The sequence below is a fragment of the Marilutibacter aestuarii genome (assembly GCF_006546775.1).
GTDB lineage: Bacteria > Pseudomonadota > Gammaproteobacteria > Xanthomonadales > Xanthomonadaceae > Marilutibacter > Marilutibacter aestuarii.
Genome location: NZ_VICE01000041.1, coordinates 40,083 through 55,173, shown reverse-complemented (window position 1 = coordinate 55,173; position 15,091 = coordinate 40,083). Strand labels below are relative to the sequence as shown.

13 protein-coding genes are annotated in these 15,091 nt (G+C 70.3%); all 13 read left to right on the top strand.

The features are described 5' to 3' along the window. The first annotated feature begins 682 nt into the window (after positions 1-682). Positions 683-1,129 (top strand): division/cell wall cluster transcriptional repressor MraZ, encoded by a 447-nt coding sequence (gene mraZ / locus FKV25_RS04395; RefSeq protein ID WP_141517581.1) that lies wholly within the window; start codon positions 683-685, stop codon positions 1,127-1,129. Positions 1,130-1,140: 11 nt separating this feature from the next. Continuing rightward, positions 1,141-2,082: a 16S rRNA (cytosine(1402)-N(4))-methyltransferase RsmH gene (gene rsmH / locus FKV25_RS04390; RefSeq protein WP_246071903.1), complete on the top strand. Its 942-nt coding sequence runs from the start codon at positions 1,141-1,143 to the stop codon at positions 2,080-2,082. Then, on the top strand, positions 2,079-2,345 hold the full coding sequence (gene ftsL / locus FKV25_RS04385) for a cell division protein FtsL (RefSeq protein WP_141517579.1): 267 nt from the start codon (positions 2,079-2,081) through the stop codon (positions 2,343-2,345). The genes rsmH and ftsL overlap by 4 nt, the downstream gene beginning before the upstream one ends. Before the next feature lie 134 nt (positions 2,346-2,479). Continuing rightward, on the top strand, positions 2,480-4,222 hold the full coding sequence (locus tag FKV25_RS04380) for a peptidoglycan D,D-transpeptidase FtsI family protein (RefSeq protein WP_211345364.1): 1,743 nt from the start codon (positions 2,480-2,482) through the stop codon (positions 4,220-4,222). Between the two features lie 5 nt (positions 4,223-4,227). Next, a complete protein-coding gene (locus FKV25_RS04375) occupies positions 4,228-5,688 on the top strand; it encodes a UDP-N-acetylmuramoyl-L-alanyl-D-glutamate--2,6-diaminopimelate ligase (protein WP_141517585.1) in 1,461 nt (486 codons plus the stop codon). After that, positions 5,685-7,079, top strand: a complete 1,395-nt coding sequence (locus FKV25_RS04370) for a UDP-N-acetylmuramoyl-tripeptide--D-alanyl-D-alanine ligase (protein ID WP_141517577.1) — start codon at positions 5,685-5,687, stop codon at positions 7,077-7,079. The genes FKV25_RS04375 and FKV25_RS04370 overlap by 4 nt, the downstream gene beginning before the upstream one ends. Next, a complete protein-coding gene (gene mraY / locus FKV25_RS04365) occupies positions 7,069-8,154 on the top strand; it encodes a phospho-N-acetylmuramoyl-pentapeptide-transferase (RefSeq protein ID WP_141517576.1) in 1,086 nt (361 codons plus the stop codon). Before FKV25_RS04370 ends, mraY begins: the two co-directional genes overlap by 11 nt. After that, the gene (ftsW, locus tag FKV25_RS04360; RefSeq protein ID WP_141517575.1) at positions 8,154-9,458 is read left to right on the top strand and encodes a putative lipid II flippase FtsW; all 1,305 of its coding nucleotides are present in this window, start codon (positions 8,154-8,156) and stop codon (positions 9,456-9,458) included. The genes mraY and ftsW overlap by 1 nt, the downstream gene beginning before the upstream one ends. Further along, the gene (murG, locus tag FKV25_RS04355; protein ID WP_141517574.1) at positions 9,455-10,567 is read left to right on the top strand and encodes an undecaprenyldiphospho-muramoylpentapeptide beta-N-acetylglucosaminyltransferase; all 1,113 of its coding nucleotides are present in this window, start codon (positions 9,455-9,457) and stop codon (positions 10,565-10,567) included. Before ftsW ends, murG begins: the two co-directional genes overlap by 4 nt. Continuing rightward, the gene (gene murC, locus FKV25_RS04350) at positions 10,564-12,027 is read left to right on the top strand and encodes a UDP-N-acetylmuramate--L-alanine ligase (RefSeq protein WP_141517573.1); all 1,464 of its coding nucleotides are present in this window, start codon (positions 10,564-10,566) and stop codon (positions 12,025-12,027) included. The genes murG and murC overlap by 4 nt, the downstream gene beginning before the upstream one ends. After that, positions 12,024-12,995 (top strand): D-alanine--D-alanine ligase, encoded by a 972-nt coding sequence (locus FKV25_RS04345; RefSeq protein WP_141517572.1) that lies wholly within the window; start codon positions 12,024-12,026, stop codon positions 12,993-12,995. Before murC ends, FKV25_RS04345 begins: the two co-directional genes overlap by 4 nt. Continuing rightward, positions 12,992-13,729 carry a cell division protein FtsQ/DivIB gene (locus FKV25_RS04340; RefSeq protein ID WP_141517571.1) on the top strand — a complete coding sequence of 246 codons (738 nt, stop codon included), beginning with the start codon at positions 12,992-12,994 and terminating at the stop codon, positions 13,727-13,729. The genes FKV25_RS04345 and FKV25_RS04340 overlap by 4 nt, the downstream gene beginning before the upstream one ends. Further along, positions 13,726-14,976 carry a cell division protein FtsA gene (ftsA, locus tag FKV25_RS04335; protein WP_141517570.1) on the top strand — a complete coding sequence of 417 codons (1,251 nt, stop codon included), beginning with the start codon at positions 13,726-13,728 and terminating at the stop codon, positions 14,974-14,976. The genes FKV25_RS04340 and ftsA overlap by 4 nt, the downstream gene beginning before the upstream one ends. The last annotated feature ends 115 nt before the right edge of the window (positions 14,977-15,091 follow it).

The window sequence follows — 15,091 nt, the reverse complement described above, 5'->3', positions numbered from 1 at the left end:
GGGGATTGGGGATTGGGGGTTGGGGGTTGGTGATTGGTTTCGGGATCCACCTGGGGGCCGTGGCATCGAGGGTCTGAACGACCGATCCGGCTGCTTTCACCGTCATCCCAGCGAACGCTGGGATCCAGCTCTATCGTTGAGTCGGGCGTCCGGGTTCGGCATCAACCGCCGACGTTGGTGCAATGCGCTTGGCTTATTGCGCCCTGCGGGGCTGCCGGGAGCCGCCTTCGGCTCCAGTGATCCTGGGGGTCGGGGGCGCGCATCCCGGATCCGGGCGCTCGCGGGCATCAGTGTCCCCTGACGTCAGCCCGCCTATCGAAATCCGATGCGCGATATGTCATATCGATCCCGCGCAACATGCTGCGCCGCAGCAATCCCCGTCAGGCCTTGCCTGAACCAGTCTTCACACGGTCGCCGGGGGTGTTCCAGTCTCAAAATATGAGACTAAACAAGGCTTAGTGGATAAGTCTTGAACAAGTCTGTGAAGTTCTCCGCAAGCCATTGATGTGCCTAGTGAAAATGCACTGGAAAACTTGTTGACAAGCTTTGGGGGCGTGCCTAAGGTGGACATCCGAGGGAAAGCCGGGTTTTTTGTGGTTTTTCGTGGCCGGAGCCGCCCCGTTCGGGCGTTTCCATCGACAGGCAGACCCGCCCGCAGAGGTGGGCGCCAACAGGTGAACCGATGTTCCAGGGCGAGACCGCCATCACGATTGACGACAAGGGCCGATTGGCGGTGCCCACCGCCCATCGCGAGCTTGTCGCGTCCGAGTGCGGCAATCGCCTGGTCATCACCTACAACCCGTTCGAGTCCGGCTCGCTGTACCTCTACCCGCAAGCGGTCTGGGAGCGCGTGCGCGACCAGGTCAACAAGCTGCCAAAGGCCAAGAAGGTCAATCGCAACCTGCAGTTGAAGCTGGTCGGTGCGGCGACCTTCGTCGAGCTGGACGGCAACGGCCGGATCACCGTGCCGGGCAGCCACCGCGCCGCGGTCGGCATCGAGAAGAAGGCCGTCCTGCTGGGCATGGGCGAGAAATTCGAGCTGTGGAGCGAGCAGGCACATCACGCACAGATCCGTCAGACGGTGTCCGACGACGATCTGAGCGACGAACTGCTCGACCTGCAGCTATGACGGGAGGTGGCATGGAGCGCGCGACCGCGTCATCCGGCCACCTTCCCGTGATGTACGCGCAGGTGCTGGACGGCCTGCGCATTGTCGGGGATGGAGCCTACCTGGACGGCACGTTCGGTCGCGGCGGGCATGCGCGCGGCGTGCTGGCACAACTCGGCCCGGGAGGCCGGCTGCTGGTGATGGACAAGGATCCCGAAGCGATTGCCGTGGCCGAACGCGAGTTCGGCGCGGATCCGCGCGTGGCGATCTTCCGCGGCAGCTTCGCCGCGCTCGCCGGCTGGGACGCGACCGCTTCCGGGCTCGACGGCGTGCTGTTCGACCTCGGCGTGTCCTCGCCGCAACTCGACGTGGCCGAGCGCGGCTTCAGCTTCGGCAAGGACGGTCCGCTGGACATGCGCATGGATCCCGACAGCGGCGAGAGCGCGGCGCAATGGCTGGCCCGCGCCGACGAGCGCGAGATCGCCGACGTGCTGTGGACCTACGGCGAAGAGCGGCAGAGCCGCCGCATCGCCCGTGCCATCGTCGCCGACCGCGAGGCGACCCCGCTGCTGCGCACCGCCCAGCTGGCCGAGCTGATCGCCCGGGTGATGCCACGCGGCGACAGCAAGATCCATCCCGCGACGCGCAGCTTCCAGGCCATCCGCATCTTCATCAACCGCGAACTGGCCGACCTCGAGCTCGGCCTGGAAGCGGCGATGGCGCGCCTCAAGCCCGGCGGGCGGCTGGCGGTGATCAGCTTCCACTCGCTGGAAGACCGCATCGTCAAGCGCTTCATCGGCGCCCGCGCCAAGGCGCCGCCGGCCAACCGGCGCATGCCGGTCGAGCAGGCCTTCACCCCGAGCCTGCGGGCCATCGGCGGGGCGATCAAGGCCGGCGACGACGAGACCGCCACCAACCCCCGCGCCCGAAGCGCCGTGCTGCGCGTGGCCGAGAAGCTGGGAGCCCAGGCATGACCCTGCGCCTGGCCCTCGTCGTGCTCGTGGCCGCCAACCTGCTCAGCGCGTTGGCGGTGGTGTATGCCCGCCACGAGAACCGGCAGTTGTTCGTCCAGCTCACGCGCCTGGAGAAGGCCCGCGACGAGCTCGACATCGAGTTCGGCCGCCTGCAGCTGGAGCAGGCCACCTGGGCGGAGAGCAACCGCATCGACCAGGTGGCGCGCGACCGCCTGGGCATGAAGTTCCCGGAAGGGCCCGAGATCGTGGTGGTGCGTCCATGAACCGCCGACCGGCACGGGGCCCTGGACTGGGCGAACGCCTGGGCGACTGGTGGCGCGCGCGGCGCGAGGCCTCGGGCGCCCGCGGCGGCCGCCCGCGCAGCAACCGCGCGCGCTACAACCCGCGCCATCGGCTCATGCTGGTCGGCGGCGTGATGGGCCTGTGCGCCGTCGCGCTGGTCGCGCGCGCGTTCACCCTGCAGGTCGTCAACAGCGAGTTCTACCGCAAGCAGGGCGACGAGCGCATCCTGCGCGAGATCGAGATCCCGACCTCGCGCGGCATGATCACCGACCGCAATGGCGAGCCGCTGGCGGTGTCCACGCCGGTCGAGTCGGTCTGGGGCAATCCGCAGGAACTGGTCGAGGTGCCCGACCGGATCCCCGAGCTGGCCGCGGCGCTGGGCGTGCCCGCCGACGAGCTGGTGCGCCGCATCAGCCAGCGCGCCACGCGCGAGTTCATGTACCTCAAGCGCCGGATCAACCCCGACCAGGCGCAGGCCATCCTCGCCCACGAGATCCCGGGCGTGTACTCGCAGCGCGAGTTCCGCCGCTTCTACCCGCAGGGCGAGGCGCTGTCGCACGTGCTGGGCTTCACCAACGTCGATGACAACGGCCAGGAAGGCCTCGAGCTGGCCTTCGACGAATGGCTCAAGGGCAAGCCCGGCAGCAAGCGCGTGATACGCGACAGCCGCGGCCGCATCGTCGAGAACGTCGAGCTGATCGAAGCCGCGCAGCCCGGCCACGACCTCAACCTGACCATCGACCGCCGCATCCAGTACCTGACCTTCCGCGAGCTGCGCAAGGCGCTCGAGCGCACCGGCGCCAGCAGCGGCTCGGCGGTCGTGCTGGACGTCGCCACCGGCGAGATCCTGGCGATGGCGAATCTGCCGACCTACAACCCGAACGCGCTGGACGGGCAGGGCGCGGACACCCGCCGCAACCGCGCGGTGACGGACGTGATCGAGCCGGGTTCGACGATGAAGCCGCTGACGGTGGCGATCGGCCTGGAGTCCGGTGCGATCACGCCGGCGAGCGTGTTCGACACCAATCCCGGCTGGATCCCCAACGGTCGCTACCGCACCACCGACCACCGCAACTACGGCGTGCTCGACACCACCGGCGTCATCCGCAAGAGCTCGAACGTGGGCGCGGCGAAGATCGTCCATCGCATCGACGACAAGGTCTTCTACGACTTCCTGCGCCGGATGGGCTACGGCAGCAGCACGCACAGCGGTTTCCCCGGCGAGTCGTCGGGCGTGCTGCCGGTGCCCGGCAGCGCGAGCTGGTACGGCACCACCAAGCAGGGCCTGTCCTACGGGTATGGCCTGTCGGCGACCCCGTTGCAGATCGCCGCGGCCTACGCCGCGCTCGGCAATGGCGGCCGGCTGATCGCGCCGACCTTCGTCAAGGGCCAGCGCAACGAGGCCCGGCAGGTACTGGACCCGGCCATCGCCAGCGAAGTGCTGCACATGATGCAGACCGTGACCGAGCCCGGCGGCACCGCGACGCAGGCGGCGATCCTGGGCTACCACGTCGCCGGCAAGACGGGCACCGCGCGCAAGTTCAACGCCAGCGGCGGTTACTCGCGCCGCTACATCTCCTTCTTTGCCGGCCTGGTGCCGGTGGAGGCCCCCCGCTTCTCGATGGTCGTGGTGATCGACGACCCCGATCCAGCCAAGGGCTACTTCGGCGGACTGGTGTCGGCGCCTGTCTTCAAGAGCGTCATGGACGGCGCCCTGCGCCTGATGGACGTGCCGCCGGACGACATCGAGACCTGGCTTGCCGCGCAGGCCGAGGAAGACGCCCGTCGCAGCGGCGCCACGCCGCCGCTGGCGGCCGCCGCGGTGCCGCGCGCCGGCGCACAGGGGGGCACGCCATGACCACCATGCCCCTGGCCGAACTGCTGCCCGACGTCGACGCCGTGCCTGCCGGGCTTTCCATCAATGGCCTGGTCATGGACAGCCGCGAACTGTCGCCTGGCAACGCCTTCGTCGCCATCGCCGGCTTCGGCACGCACGGGCTGGCCTTCGCCGACGAAGTCCGGGCCAAGGGCGCCGCCGCGATCCTGTTCGAGCCTCCGGCGCCGGACGACCTGCCGGCGCCGCCGGACGCGATCGCCGTGCCGGGCCTGCGCGCGCGCCTGGGCGAGATGGGCGACCGCTTCCACGGGCGACCGAGCGCCGGCATGGACGTGGTCGGCGTGACCGGCACCAACGGCAAGACTTCGACGGTCCAGCTGCTCGCCCAGGCCTGGACATTGCTGGGCACGCGCAGCGCGACGATCGGCACGCTCGGTGCGGGCCTGTACGGGCAGGCCGTTGCGACCGGTTTCACCACGCCGCTGGTGTTGCGCCTGCACGGCCTGATCGCCGAGCTGCGCAACGCGGGCGCCGAAGCGCTGGCGATGGAGGTCAGCTCCCATGCCCTCGACCAGGGGCGTGCGGCGGGCGTGCACTTCGACGTCGGCGTCTTCACCAACCTCACCCGCGACCACCTCGACTACCACGGCGACATGCTCGCCTATGGCGCGGCCAAGGCCCGCCTGTTCGAGTGGCCGGAGCTGAAGGCGGCCGTGATCAACATCGACGACGCCTTCGGGCGCGACCTGATGGCATCCCTCGGTACGGGCGTGAAGGCGCTTGCCTGCAGCTCCCACGGCAACCCGGATGCCGGCATCCGGGCAGCCGAGCTGCGGCTGGACGCGCGCGGGCTCCTGTTCGACCTGCAGATCGACGGCGAGTCGCACCCGGTGATCTCGCCCCTGCTCGGTCGCTTCAACGTCGACAACCTGCTGGCCGTCGCCGGCGCGCTGCGTGCGTTCGGCGAAAGCCCGGCGCGCATCGCCGACGTGCTGTCGAGGCTGGAGCCCATCCATGGGCGCATGAACCGGCTCGGCGGCGATGGCCGCCTGCCGCTCGTCGTGGTCGACTACGCGCATACCCCGGACGCCCTCGAGCAGGCGCTGGTCTCGCTGCGCGGGCACGTGCACGGGCGGCTGGTCTGCGTCTTCGGCTGCGGCGGCGAGCGCGACACCGGCAAGCGCCCGCAGATGGCGGCGATCGCCGAACGCCACGCCGACGCGGTGTTCGTCACCGACGACAATCCGCGGGGCGAAGACGGCGACGCCATCGTCGCCGACATCATGGCCGGCTTCGAACGGCCCGATGCCGTCCGCGTGGTGCGCGACCGCCGCGCGGCCATCTCGCGCGCGGTCGCCGAGGCCGGACGCAGCGACATCGTCCTCGTGGCCGGCAAGGGCCACGAGCCCTACCAGGAGATCGACGGCGTGCGCCATCCGTTCGACGACACCCGTGTCGCGGGCGAAGCGCTGGAGGCTCGCGCATGAAGCCGATGACGCTGTCGTCGATCGCACGCGCCGCCCACGGTCGGCTGCAGGGCGGGGACCGGTCCGTCGACGTACTGGCGACGGATACCCGTGCCCTGCCCCGAACGGGCGCCGCGCTGTTCGTCGCGATCAAGGGCGCCAACTTCGATGGCCACGACCATGTCCCGGCCGCCGCCGCGGCAGGTGTGGCCGCCGCCCTGGTGTCGCGCGAGATTCCGCTCGACCTGCCGCAGGTGGTCGTGGCCGACACCGAGCGCGCGCTGGCCGACCTGGCGGGCTTCGTGCAGGGCCAGCGCCAGGGTCGCGTCATCGCGATCACCGGCAGCAACGGCAAGACCAGCGTGAAGGCGCTGGTGACCGCGATCATGCAGCGCGCCGCGCCCGGCACCTACGCCACGCCCGGCAACCGCAACAACGAGATCGGCCTGCCCCTGGCCGTCCTGGACGCGCCCGAAGACGCGCCCTTCGCAATCTATGAAATGGGCGCCGGCAAGCCGGGCGACATCGCCTACCTGGCGCATATCGCGCGTCCCGACATCGCCCTGGTCAACAACGTCGCCCCCGCGCACCTGGAGCGCATGGGCAGCCTGCTAGGCATCGCCGACACCAAGGCCGCCATCTATGACGCACTGCCCGCGGACGGCGTGGCGGTGATCAACGCCGATGACGCCTTCGCGCCGTACTTCGCCGAGCGCGCGCACGGCCGCCGGCTCATCCGCTTCGGCCTGGAGGCCAGCGCCGACGTGCGCGCCCGCGACATCACGGTGGAAGGCGCGGGCTCGCGCTTCGTCATCGAGACCCCGCTGGGCGACGCGCCGGTGCGGTTGTCCCTGCCTGGCCGCCACAACGTCGCCAACGCCCTGGCCGCCGCATCCATGGCGCTGGGTGCCGGCGTCGACCTGGACACCATCGTCGCCGGGCTGGAAGTGGCCCGTCCGGTGCCCGGGCGTCTGGTCACGCACCGGCTGCCCAGTGGCGCCCTGCTGGTGGACGACAGCTACAACGCCAATCCCGGCTCGATGGCCACGGCGATCGACACCCTGGTCTCCCTGGGAGGCGAGGGCTGGCTGGTACTGGGTGACATGCGCGAGATCGGCGACGACGCCGAGGCGATGCACGCCGAGGTCGGCCGCCGCGCGCGCGCCGCCGGCGTCCGCCACCTGCTGGCGCTTGGCCCGATGAGCGCCTGCGCCGCGCGCGCCTTCGGCGACGGCGCCGAGGTCTTCGACAGCCACGAAACCCTCGTCGCGACCCTGGCCGGGCGCATCGGCACCGACGCGCGGGTGCTGGTCAAGGGCTCGCGGGGCAGTGCGATGGACCGGATCGTGGCGGCACTGGTCCCCGCGTCCGGCGCGACCGAAACACCGACAGGGGGCCCAAATGCTGCTTGAACTCTTCCGCTGGCTCGAGCAACTGCAAGGGCACTTCGCCCTGTTCGGCTACCTCACCTTCCGCGGCATCCTGGCGGCGCTGACGTCGCTCGGCCTCTCGTTGTGGTGGGGGCCGGCGGTCATCCGCCGCCTCGCCCAGCTCAAGGGCGGCCAGCCGATCCGCAAGGACGGCCCGGAGTCGCACTTCTCCAAGGCCGGTACGCCGACCATGGGCGGCGCGCTGATCCTGCTGACCATCCTCGCCGCGGTCCTGTTGTGGGGCGACCTGCGCAACCGCTACGTGTGGCTGGTGCTGCTGGTGATGGTGGCGTTCGGCTGGATCGGCTGGTGGGACGACTGGATCAAGATCGTCAAGCGCGACCCCAACGGGATGAAGTCGCGCTGGAAGTACCTGCTGCAGTCGCTGTTCGGCCTTGGTGCCGGCCTGTTCCTGTTCCATACCGCCGACGTGCCGGCGGCGACCAACTTCTACGTGCCGTTCTTCAAGGCGGTGGCCCTGCCGCTGGCCGGCATCAGCTTCGTCGCCATCGCCTACTTCTGGATCGTCGGCTTCTCCAACGCGGTCAACCTGACCGACGGCCTGGACGGCCTGGCGATCATGCCGACGGTACTGGTGGCGTGCGCACTGGGCGTGTTCGCCTACGCGTCCGGCCACGCGCAGTTCGCCGAATACCTGCAGATCCCGCGCGTACCCGGCGCCGGCGAGCTGGTCATCATCTGCGCGGCGATCGCCGGCGCGGGACTGGGCTTCCTGTGGTTCAACACCTACCCGGCGATGGTCTTCATGGGCGACATCGGCGCGCTGGCGCTGGGCGCGGTCCTGGGCACCATCGCGGTGATCGTCCGACAGGAGCTGGTGCTCGTGGTCATGGGCGGCGTGTTCGTGATCGAGACCCTCTCGGTGATGATCCAGGTCGCGTCGTTCAAGCTGACCGGCAAGCGGGTCTTCCGCATGGCGCCGATCCACCACCATTTCGAACTCAAGGGCTGGCCCGAGCCGCGCGTGATCGTGCGTTTCTGGATCATCTCGGTAGTCCTCGTCCTCGTCGGCCTGGCAACGCTGAAGGTGCGCTGATGAGCGAACACGCGTCCAGGCAAGCCACCCGCATCGACGACATCCAGGGGCGTTTCGATCCCTGGCTGCTTGGCGTCGTGCTGGCGCTGGCGTCGCTGGGCGTGGTGATGGTGGGCTCGAGCTCGATCTACCAGGACGCCGACCCCTTCCACTACCTCAGCCGCCACCTGATGTTCCTGGGCGCGGGCGCGGTACTGGCGCTGATGGCCGCGCGCACGGAACTCAAGACCGTGGAGCGGCACAACCACCTGATGCTGCTGGGCTGCGTGGTCCTGCTGCTGCTGGTGTTCATCCCGGGACTGGGGGTGAGCGTCAAGGGTGCGCACCGCTGGATCAACCTGGGGGTGTCGAACTTCCAGGTGGTCGAGGCGGTCAAGGTGCTCTTCATCATCTGGCTGGCCAGCTACCTCGTGCGCTTCCGCGACGAAGTCAACGCCACGTGGAGCGCGATGCTCAAGCCGCTCGGCGTGGTCGTGCTGCTGGTCGCCCTCCTGCTGCTGCAGCCGGACTTCGGCTCGTCCTCGCTGCTGCTCGCCATCACCGCGGGCATGCTGGTGCTGGGCGGCGTCAACATGCCGCGGATGTTCGGCCCGGTGCTCGTCGGCCTGCCTGTCCTGGCCTTCATCGCGGTGCTCGAGCCCTACCGCATGCGCCGCCTGACCTCGTTCATGGACCCCTGGGCGGACCCGTTCGGCAGCGGTTACCAGCTGACCAACGCGCTGATGGCCGCCGGCCGCGGCGAATGGTTCGGCGTCGGCCTGGGCAGTTCGATCCAGAAGCTCTATTACCTGCCCGAAGCGCACACCGACTTCATCCTCGCGGTCATCGCCGAGGAACTGGGCTTCGTCGGCGTGTGCGTGGTGATCGCCCTGTATGCCGTGCTGGTGGGCCGTGCCCTGTGGGTCGGGCTCAAGTGCGTGGAGATGCGCCGCCACTTCTCCGGCTACCTCGCCTTTGGGATCGCCCTGTGGATCGGCCTGCAGAGCTTCGTCTCGATCGGCGTGAACCTGGGCCTGCTGCCGACCAAGGGCCTGACCCTGCCGTTGATCTCCTCCGGCGGCTCCAGCGTGCTGATGACCTGCCTGGCGATGGGCCTGCTGTTGCGGGTGTCCTACGAACTCGAGCGCGCCCAGCGCCAGGTCGCGCGCCTGCGCGGCGAGGACGGGGAGGGCGTGGCCCCGCTATCGCCGGAACCGCCCCGCACGCCGGGCACGCCGCGCAGTTCGCGCCCGTCCGACGCCTCGCCGCGTGGCACCAGCCGCCTGCACCAGCGCATCGAGCCCGTGCTCGGGAGGTCCCCATGACCGCCGCGGCCCAGGCTCCCGTGGTGATCCTTGCCGGCGGCACCGGCGGGCACATCTTCCCCGGCCTTTCGGTCGCATCCGCGATCCAGGCCCGTGGCGTCCCGGTGCGCTGGATCGGCTCGGACGGTGGCATGGAAACCCGCCTCGTACCGCAGCATGGCCTGTCGATCGACACCCTGCGGGTGAGCGGGATCCGCGGCAAGGGCTTCAAGGCCAAGCTCGGCGCCCCCTTGCGCCTGTGGCGGGCCGTCAACGAAGCCAAGCGCCTGCTGCGCGGCATGCAGCCGCGCGCGGTGGTCAGTTTCGGCGGCTTTGCCGCCGGGCCGGGTGGCCTCGCCGCCCGCCAGTTGGGCATTCCCCTCGTCGTGCACGAGCAGAACCGCGCGCCGGGCCTGACCAACCGCGTCCTGGCGCGCATGGCGCGTGACGTGCTGGTGGGTTTCCCCGGCGCCTTCCCCACGCTCGACGAACAGTGGGTCGGCAATCCGGTGCGCGAGGCGATCCTCGCCGTGCCGCCGCCGGAAGAACGCTTCGTGGGCCGCGAAGGCCCGATCCGGGTCCTGGTGCTCGGCGGCAGCCAGGGCGCCCGTGCGCTCAACGAGGCGGTGCCGCGCGCGATCGCCGCCTTGCCGACGACCGTGCGCTGCGAAGTCCGCCACCAGTCCGGCGAGAAGCTGCTGGATGCGACGCGCGAGGCCTACGCGGCGCATCGCGTCGCCGCGAACGTGGAGCCGTTCATCGCCGACATGGCCCAGGCGTATGCCTGGGCGGACGTGGTCGTCTGTCGTGCCGGCGCGCTCACCCTCGCCGAGGTCTGCGCGGTCGGCGTGGCCAGCTTCCTGGTGCCGTTCCCGGAGGCGGTCGACGACCACCAGACCAAGAACGCCGAATACCTGCGCGTGCGCGGCGCCTCGATGCTGCTGCCCCAGGGGCCCTCGCTGCACGAGCGGCTGTCGGCCACGCTGGAGATCCTCGGCGAGCGCGCCGACCTGCTCGGCCTGGCGAAGGCCGCACGCGGCATGGCGCGTCCGGACGCCGCCTCGCGCGTGGCCGACATCGTGCTCCGGGACCCGTCCATCCCCCAACCCAAACAGGAGTCGGCCGCATGAGCGCGACCGTGCGCAGCCGCCGGCTGCAACACCATGGCGATCCCGCGCGCTCCGGCGCCGATGGTCAGCCCTCGCGCGTGCACTTCGTCGGCATCGGCGGCACCGGCATGAGCGGCATCGCCGAGGTCATGTCGACGCTCGGCTATCGCGTGTCCGGCTCGGACATGGCCGACAACGCCGTCACCCGGCGCCTGCAGTCGCTGGGCATCACGGTGCACCGGCAGCACATCGCCTCGAACGTGCTGGGCGCGGACTGCGTGGTGGTGTCCAGCGCGATCCGCGCCGACAACGCCGAGTTGATGGAGGCGCACGCGCAGCGCATCCCGGTCGTGCCGCGCGCTGAGATGCTCGCCGAGCTGATGCGCTTCAAGCGCGGCATCGCGGTGGCCGGCACCCATGGCAAGACCACCACGACCTCGCTGACGGCCAGCGTGCTCGGCGAGGGCGGCGTGGATCCCACCTTCGTGATCGGCGGCCAGCTGCTGGCCGCCGGCGCCAACGCACGACTGGGTTCGGGCGACTGGCTGGTGGCCGAGGCCGACGAGAGCGACGGCAGCTTCCTGCGACTGAACCCGCAGGTCGCGGTCGTGACCAACATCGACGCCGACCACCTCGAGAACTACGGCGGCGAGTTCGTCCAGGTCCAGGCCGCGTTCGAGGAATTCATGCATCGCCTGCCGTTCTACGGGCTGGCCGTGCTGTGCATCGACGATCCCGAGGTCGCCGCGCTCGCCGCGAAGACGCCCCGGCACGTGATGACCTACGGCACCCACGCCGAGGCCGACGTGCGCGCCGAGGACATCCGGCAGGAGGGGCCGAACATGCATTTCACCCTGTGCCTGCCCGATGCCACGCGCACGCCGGTCGAGCTTGCGCTGCCGGGCCGCCACAACGTGCTCAACGCGCTGGCCGCCGCCGCCGTGGGCTGGCAGCTGGGCGTGGAGCCCGGCGCGATCGCCCGGGCCCTGAAGGGTTTCGCCGGCATCGGGCGCCGGTTCAACCTGCTCGCCGAGCTGACCACCCATCGTGGCGCCCGGGTGCAGGTGGTGGACGACTACGGCCACCATCCCAAGGAACTGGAAGCGGTGTTCGCCGCCGCGCGGGGCGGCTGGCCGGACCGTCGCCTAGTGGTCGCCTTCCAGCCCCATCGCTATTCGCGCACGCGCGATCTCTTCGACGAGTTCGCCGCGGTGCTCTCGACGGTGGACGCGGCCGTGCTGACCGAGGTCTACCCGGCCGGCGAGGCGCCGATCGTCGGCGCCGACGCCAAGTCGCTGGCGCGCGCGATCCGCGCCCGTGGCCGGATCGACCCGGTCGTCGTCGCCTCCGCGTCCGAACTGTCGGCGGTCCTGCCCGACGTGCTCGAGGACGGCGACCTGTTGCTGGTGATGGGGGCGGGCGATATCGGCCACGTCGCCCAGGACCTGCTCGCCCATGGTTTCAGGGAGGCTGGCGCATGAGCCAGTCGCTGCCCCCGCCGCGCTTCGACGACCCGGCCGTGTTCGGTCGCGTCGCCGTGCTGATGGGCGGCACCAGTGCCGAGCGCGAGGTGTCGCTCGACTCCGGCCGCAACGTGCTGGACGCGCTCCGCTCGCGCGGCGTCGATGCGTTCGCGGTCGATGGCATCCCCGCCCTGGTCGATGCCATCCGCGACGGGCGCGTCGACCGCGTCTTCAACATCCTCCACGGCAATCGCGGTGGCGGCGAGGACGGCGTGCTGCAGGGGCTGCTCGATGCCCTGGGCGTCCCCTACACCGGGCCCGGCGTGCTGGGGTCGGCCCTGACGATGGACAAGATCCGCACCAAGCAGGTGTGGATGGCCGAGGGCCTGCCGACGCCGCGCTTCGTGCGCCTGGCGCCCGGCGACGACCTGGTGGCCGCCGCGCGTTCGCTCGGCCTGCCGGTGTTCGTGAAGCCCTCCAATGAAGGCTCCAGCGTCGGCGTGTTCCGCATCCTCGAAGAGGCCGACCTGCGCGCCGCGGCCGAGTTCGCCGCCGGCTACCGGGGCGAACTCCTGATGGAGCAGATGGTCCGGGGCAAGGAATTCACCGTCGCCATCCTGGGCGGCGTGGCCCTGCCGTCCATCCGCATCGAACCCGCCGGCGAGTGGTACGACTACCACGCCAAGTACGTCGCCGACGACACGCAATACATCTGCCCGGGTCTTGATGGCGAGGATGAGTCGGCCATCCGCCGGCTCGCGCTCGCGGCCTTCGTCGCCGCCGGCTGCAGCGGCTGGGGCCGCGTGGACGTGATGCGCGACGAGGCGCTGGGCTTCCAGCTGATCGAAATCAACACCGCGCCGGGCATGACCAGCCATTCGCTGGTGCCCAAGGCGGCCGCGCAGGTGGGCGTCGACTACGCCTCTCTGTGCTGGCGCGTGCTCGAGCAGACCCTGGGCGACGACGCGGGAGGTGCGCGCGGATGAGCGCACTTGCGCGCCTGCTGGGCTGGATCCTCGCGGTGGCACTGGTCGTGCTTCCGGTGGTGGCCGTGCTCGAGGGCTGGGTGGGGCAGTCGCAGTGGCCGCTGACCCGCCTGCGCGCCACGGGCGAGTTCGAACGCGTCGATCCCGCGCTGCTGCAGCAGACCCTGTTGCCCTATGCCCGCCAGGGATTCTTCGCGGTCCGCCTGGAGGACGCGCAGCGCGCCGTCTCGCGCCTGCCCTGGGTGGAGACCGCCGAGGTGCGCAAGCGTTGGCCCGACATCCTGGAGGTGCACGTGGTCGAGCACCGCCCGTTCGCGCGTTGGGGCGAGGCGCGGCTGCTGTCCGAACAGGGGCGCCTGTTTCCCGCCGCTGGCATCGAGGTGCCGGCCAACCTGCCGGAACTCGACGGTCCCGACACGCGTGTCTCCGACGTGGTCCGCTTCTACAACGACTCCCGCGAGCTGTTCGCGCCGATGGGCGCCCGCGTGCGCTCGGTCGAGCTGGACGCTCGCGGCAGCTGGCAGGTGGTCCTGGCCAGCGGCACCGAGGTGGTGGTCGGCCGCGACCACGCCGGTGAGCGACTGCGCCGGTTCGTGCGCGTCGTGCCGCAGCTGCTGATGCACCGCGTCGAGCCGCTCGCGCGCGCCGACCTGCGCTACACCAACGGCTTCTCCTTGACGTGGGGCGCCCCCGGGGCCCTCGCGCCGAACCCGCAACCGCAAGGACAATCATGAACCGCAAGGGCGACAAGTCGCTGATCGTTGGCCTCGATATCGGCACCTCCAAGGTGGTGGCGCTGGTCGGCGAGTATTCGCCCGACAACAACGGATCGGGCAATCCCATCGAGGTGATCGGGATCGGATCGCACGAGTCGCGCGGCCTGCGCAAGGGCGTGGTGGTCGACATCGAGTCCACGGTGCAGTCGATCCAGCGTGCGGTCGAGGAGGCCGAGTTGATGGCCGGCTGCGAGATCCGCTCGGTCTATGCCTCCATCTCCGGCAGCCACATCCAGTGCCGCAACTCGCAGGGCATCGCCCCGATCCGCGACGGCGAGGTCAGCCATGGCGATCTCGACCGGGTGCTGGAGGCGGCCAAGGCGGTGGCGATCCCGGCCGACCAGAAAATCCTGCACGCGATCCCGCGCGACTACGTGCTCGACGATTCCCAGGAAGGCATCCGCAACCCGGTGGGCATGACCGGCGTGCGCCTGGAGGTCCACGCCCACCTGGTGGTGTGCGCGCAGTCGGCGGCGGCGAACGTGAGCAAGTGCGTGCAGCGGTGCGGCCTGCAGGTCGACGACCTGGTGCTCGGCGTGCTGGCCTCCAGCCAGGCGGTGCTGACCAGCGACGAGCGCGAACTCGGCGTCGTCCTGGTCGACATCGGCGCGGGCACCACCGACATCGCGGTCTTCGTGCATGGCGCGATCGCGCACAGCGCCAGCCTGCCGATCGCCGGCGACAAGGTCACCGAGGACATCGCGCACATGCTGCGCACGCCGACCCCCGAAGCCGAACAGATCAAGGTGCGCTACGCCTGCGCACTGGCGCAGATGGCGACCGCCGAGGAGTCGATCCAGGTCCCGTCGGTGGGCGACCGCCCCCCGCGCCGCATGCCGCGCCACTCGCTGGCCCAGGCGGTGCAGGCGCGCTACGAGGAACTGTTCGAGATGGTCCAGGCGGAACTGCGGCGCAGCGGCTTCGAACAGCACGTCCGCGCCGGCATGGTGCTGACCGGCGGCGCCTCGAAGATGGAAGGCGTCGTCGAGCTGGCCGAGGAAATGCTGCAGATGCCGGTGCGCGTGGGCATCCCCCAGCACGTGACGGGGCTGGGCGAAGTCGTCGGCAACCCGGTCCACGCCACCGGCGTGGGCCTGCTGCTGATGGGCAGCCAGATCGAACACCCCCGCCGCCCGGTGATCTCCACCGGCCGCGCGGGTTCGTTCTTCAACAAGTTGAAGAACTGGTACCGGGGGGAGTTCTGAGGGCGGTGATTGGTGATTCGTGATTTGTGATTTGTGAAGGGCAACAGCAACAGCAATGGCAAGAGCGGTAGATGAAGCGTAGAGCGGTAGGCGGGTGGAATCGAAGGCAGCAGGA

Bases quoted from the DNA above. Each gene is read 5' to 3' on its own strand.
- mraZ (WP_141517581.1), top strand. From the start codon at position 683: ATGTTCCAGGGCGAGACCGCCATCACGATTGACGACAAGGGCCGATTG.
- rsmH (WP_246071903.1), top strand. From the start codon at position 1,141: ATGGAGCGCGCGACCGCGTCATCCGGCCACCTTCCCGTGATGTACGCG.
- ftsL (WP_141517579.1), top strand. From the start codon at position 2,079: ATGACCCTGCGCCTGGCCCTCGTCGTGCTCGTGGCCGCCAACCTGCTC.
- FKV25_RS04380 (WP_211345364.1), top strand. From the start codon at position 2,480: ATGCTGGTCGGCGGCGTGATGGGCCTGTGCGCCGTCGCGCTGGTCGCG.
- FKV25_RS04375 (WP_141517585.1), top strand. From the start codon at position 4,228: ATGCCCCTGGCCGAACTGCTGCCCGACGTCGACGCCGTGCCTGCCGGG.
- FKV25_RS04370 (WP_141517577.1), top strand. From the start codon at position 5,685: ATGAAGCCGATGACGCTGTCGTCGATCGCACGCGCCGCCCACGGTCGG.
- mraY (WP_141517576.1), top strand. From the start codon at position 7,069: ATGCTGCTTGAACTCTTCCGCTGGCTCGAGCAACTGCAAGGGCACTTC.
- ftsW (WP_141517575.1), top strand. From the start codon at position 8,154: ATGAGCGAACACGCGTCCAGGCAAGCCACCCGCATCGACGACATCCAG.
- murG (WP_141517574.1), top strand. From the start codon at position 9,455: ATGACCGCCGCGGCCCAGGCTCCCGTGGTGATCCTTGCCGGCGGCACC.
- murC (WP_141517573.1), top strand. From the start codon at position 10,564: ATGAGCGCGACCGTGCGCAGCCGCCGGCTGCAACACCATGGCGATCCC.
- FKV25_RS04345 (WP_141517572.1), top strand. From the start codon at position 12,024: ATGAGCCAGTCGCTGCCCCCGCCGCGCTTCGACGACCCGGCCGTGTTC.
- FKV25_RS04340 (WP_141517571.1), top strand. From the start codon at position 12,992: ATGAGCGCACTTGCGCGCCTGCTGGGCTGGATCCTCGCGGTGGCACTG.
- ftsA (WP_141517570.1), top strand. From the start codon at position 13,726: ATGAACCGCAAGGGCGACAAGTCGCTGATCGTTGGCCTCGATATCGGC.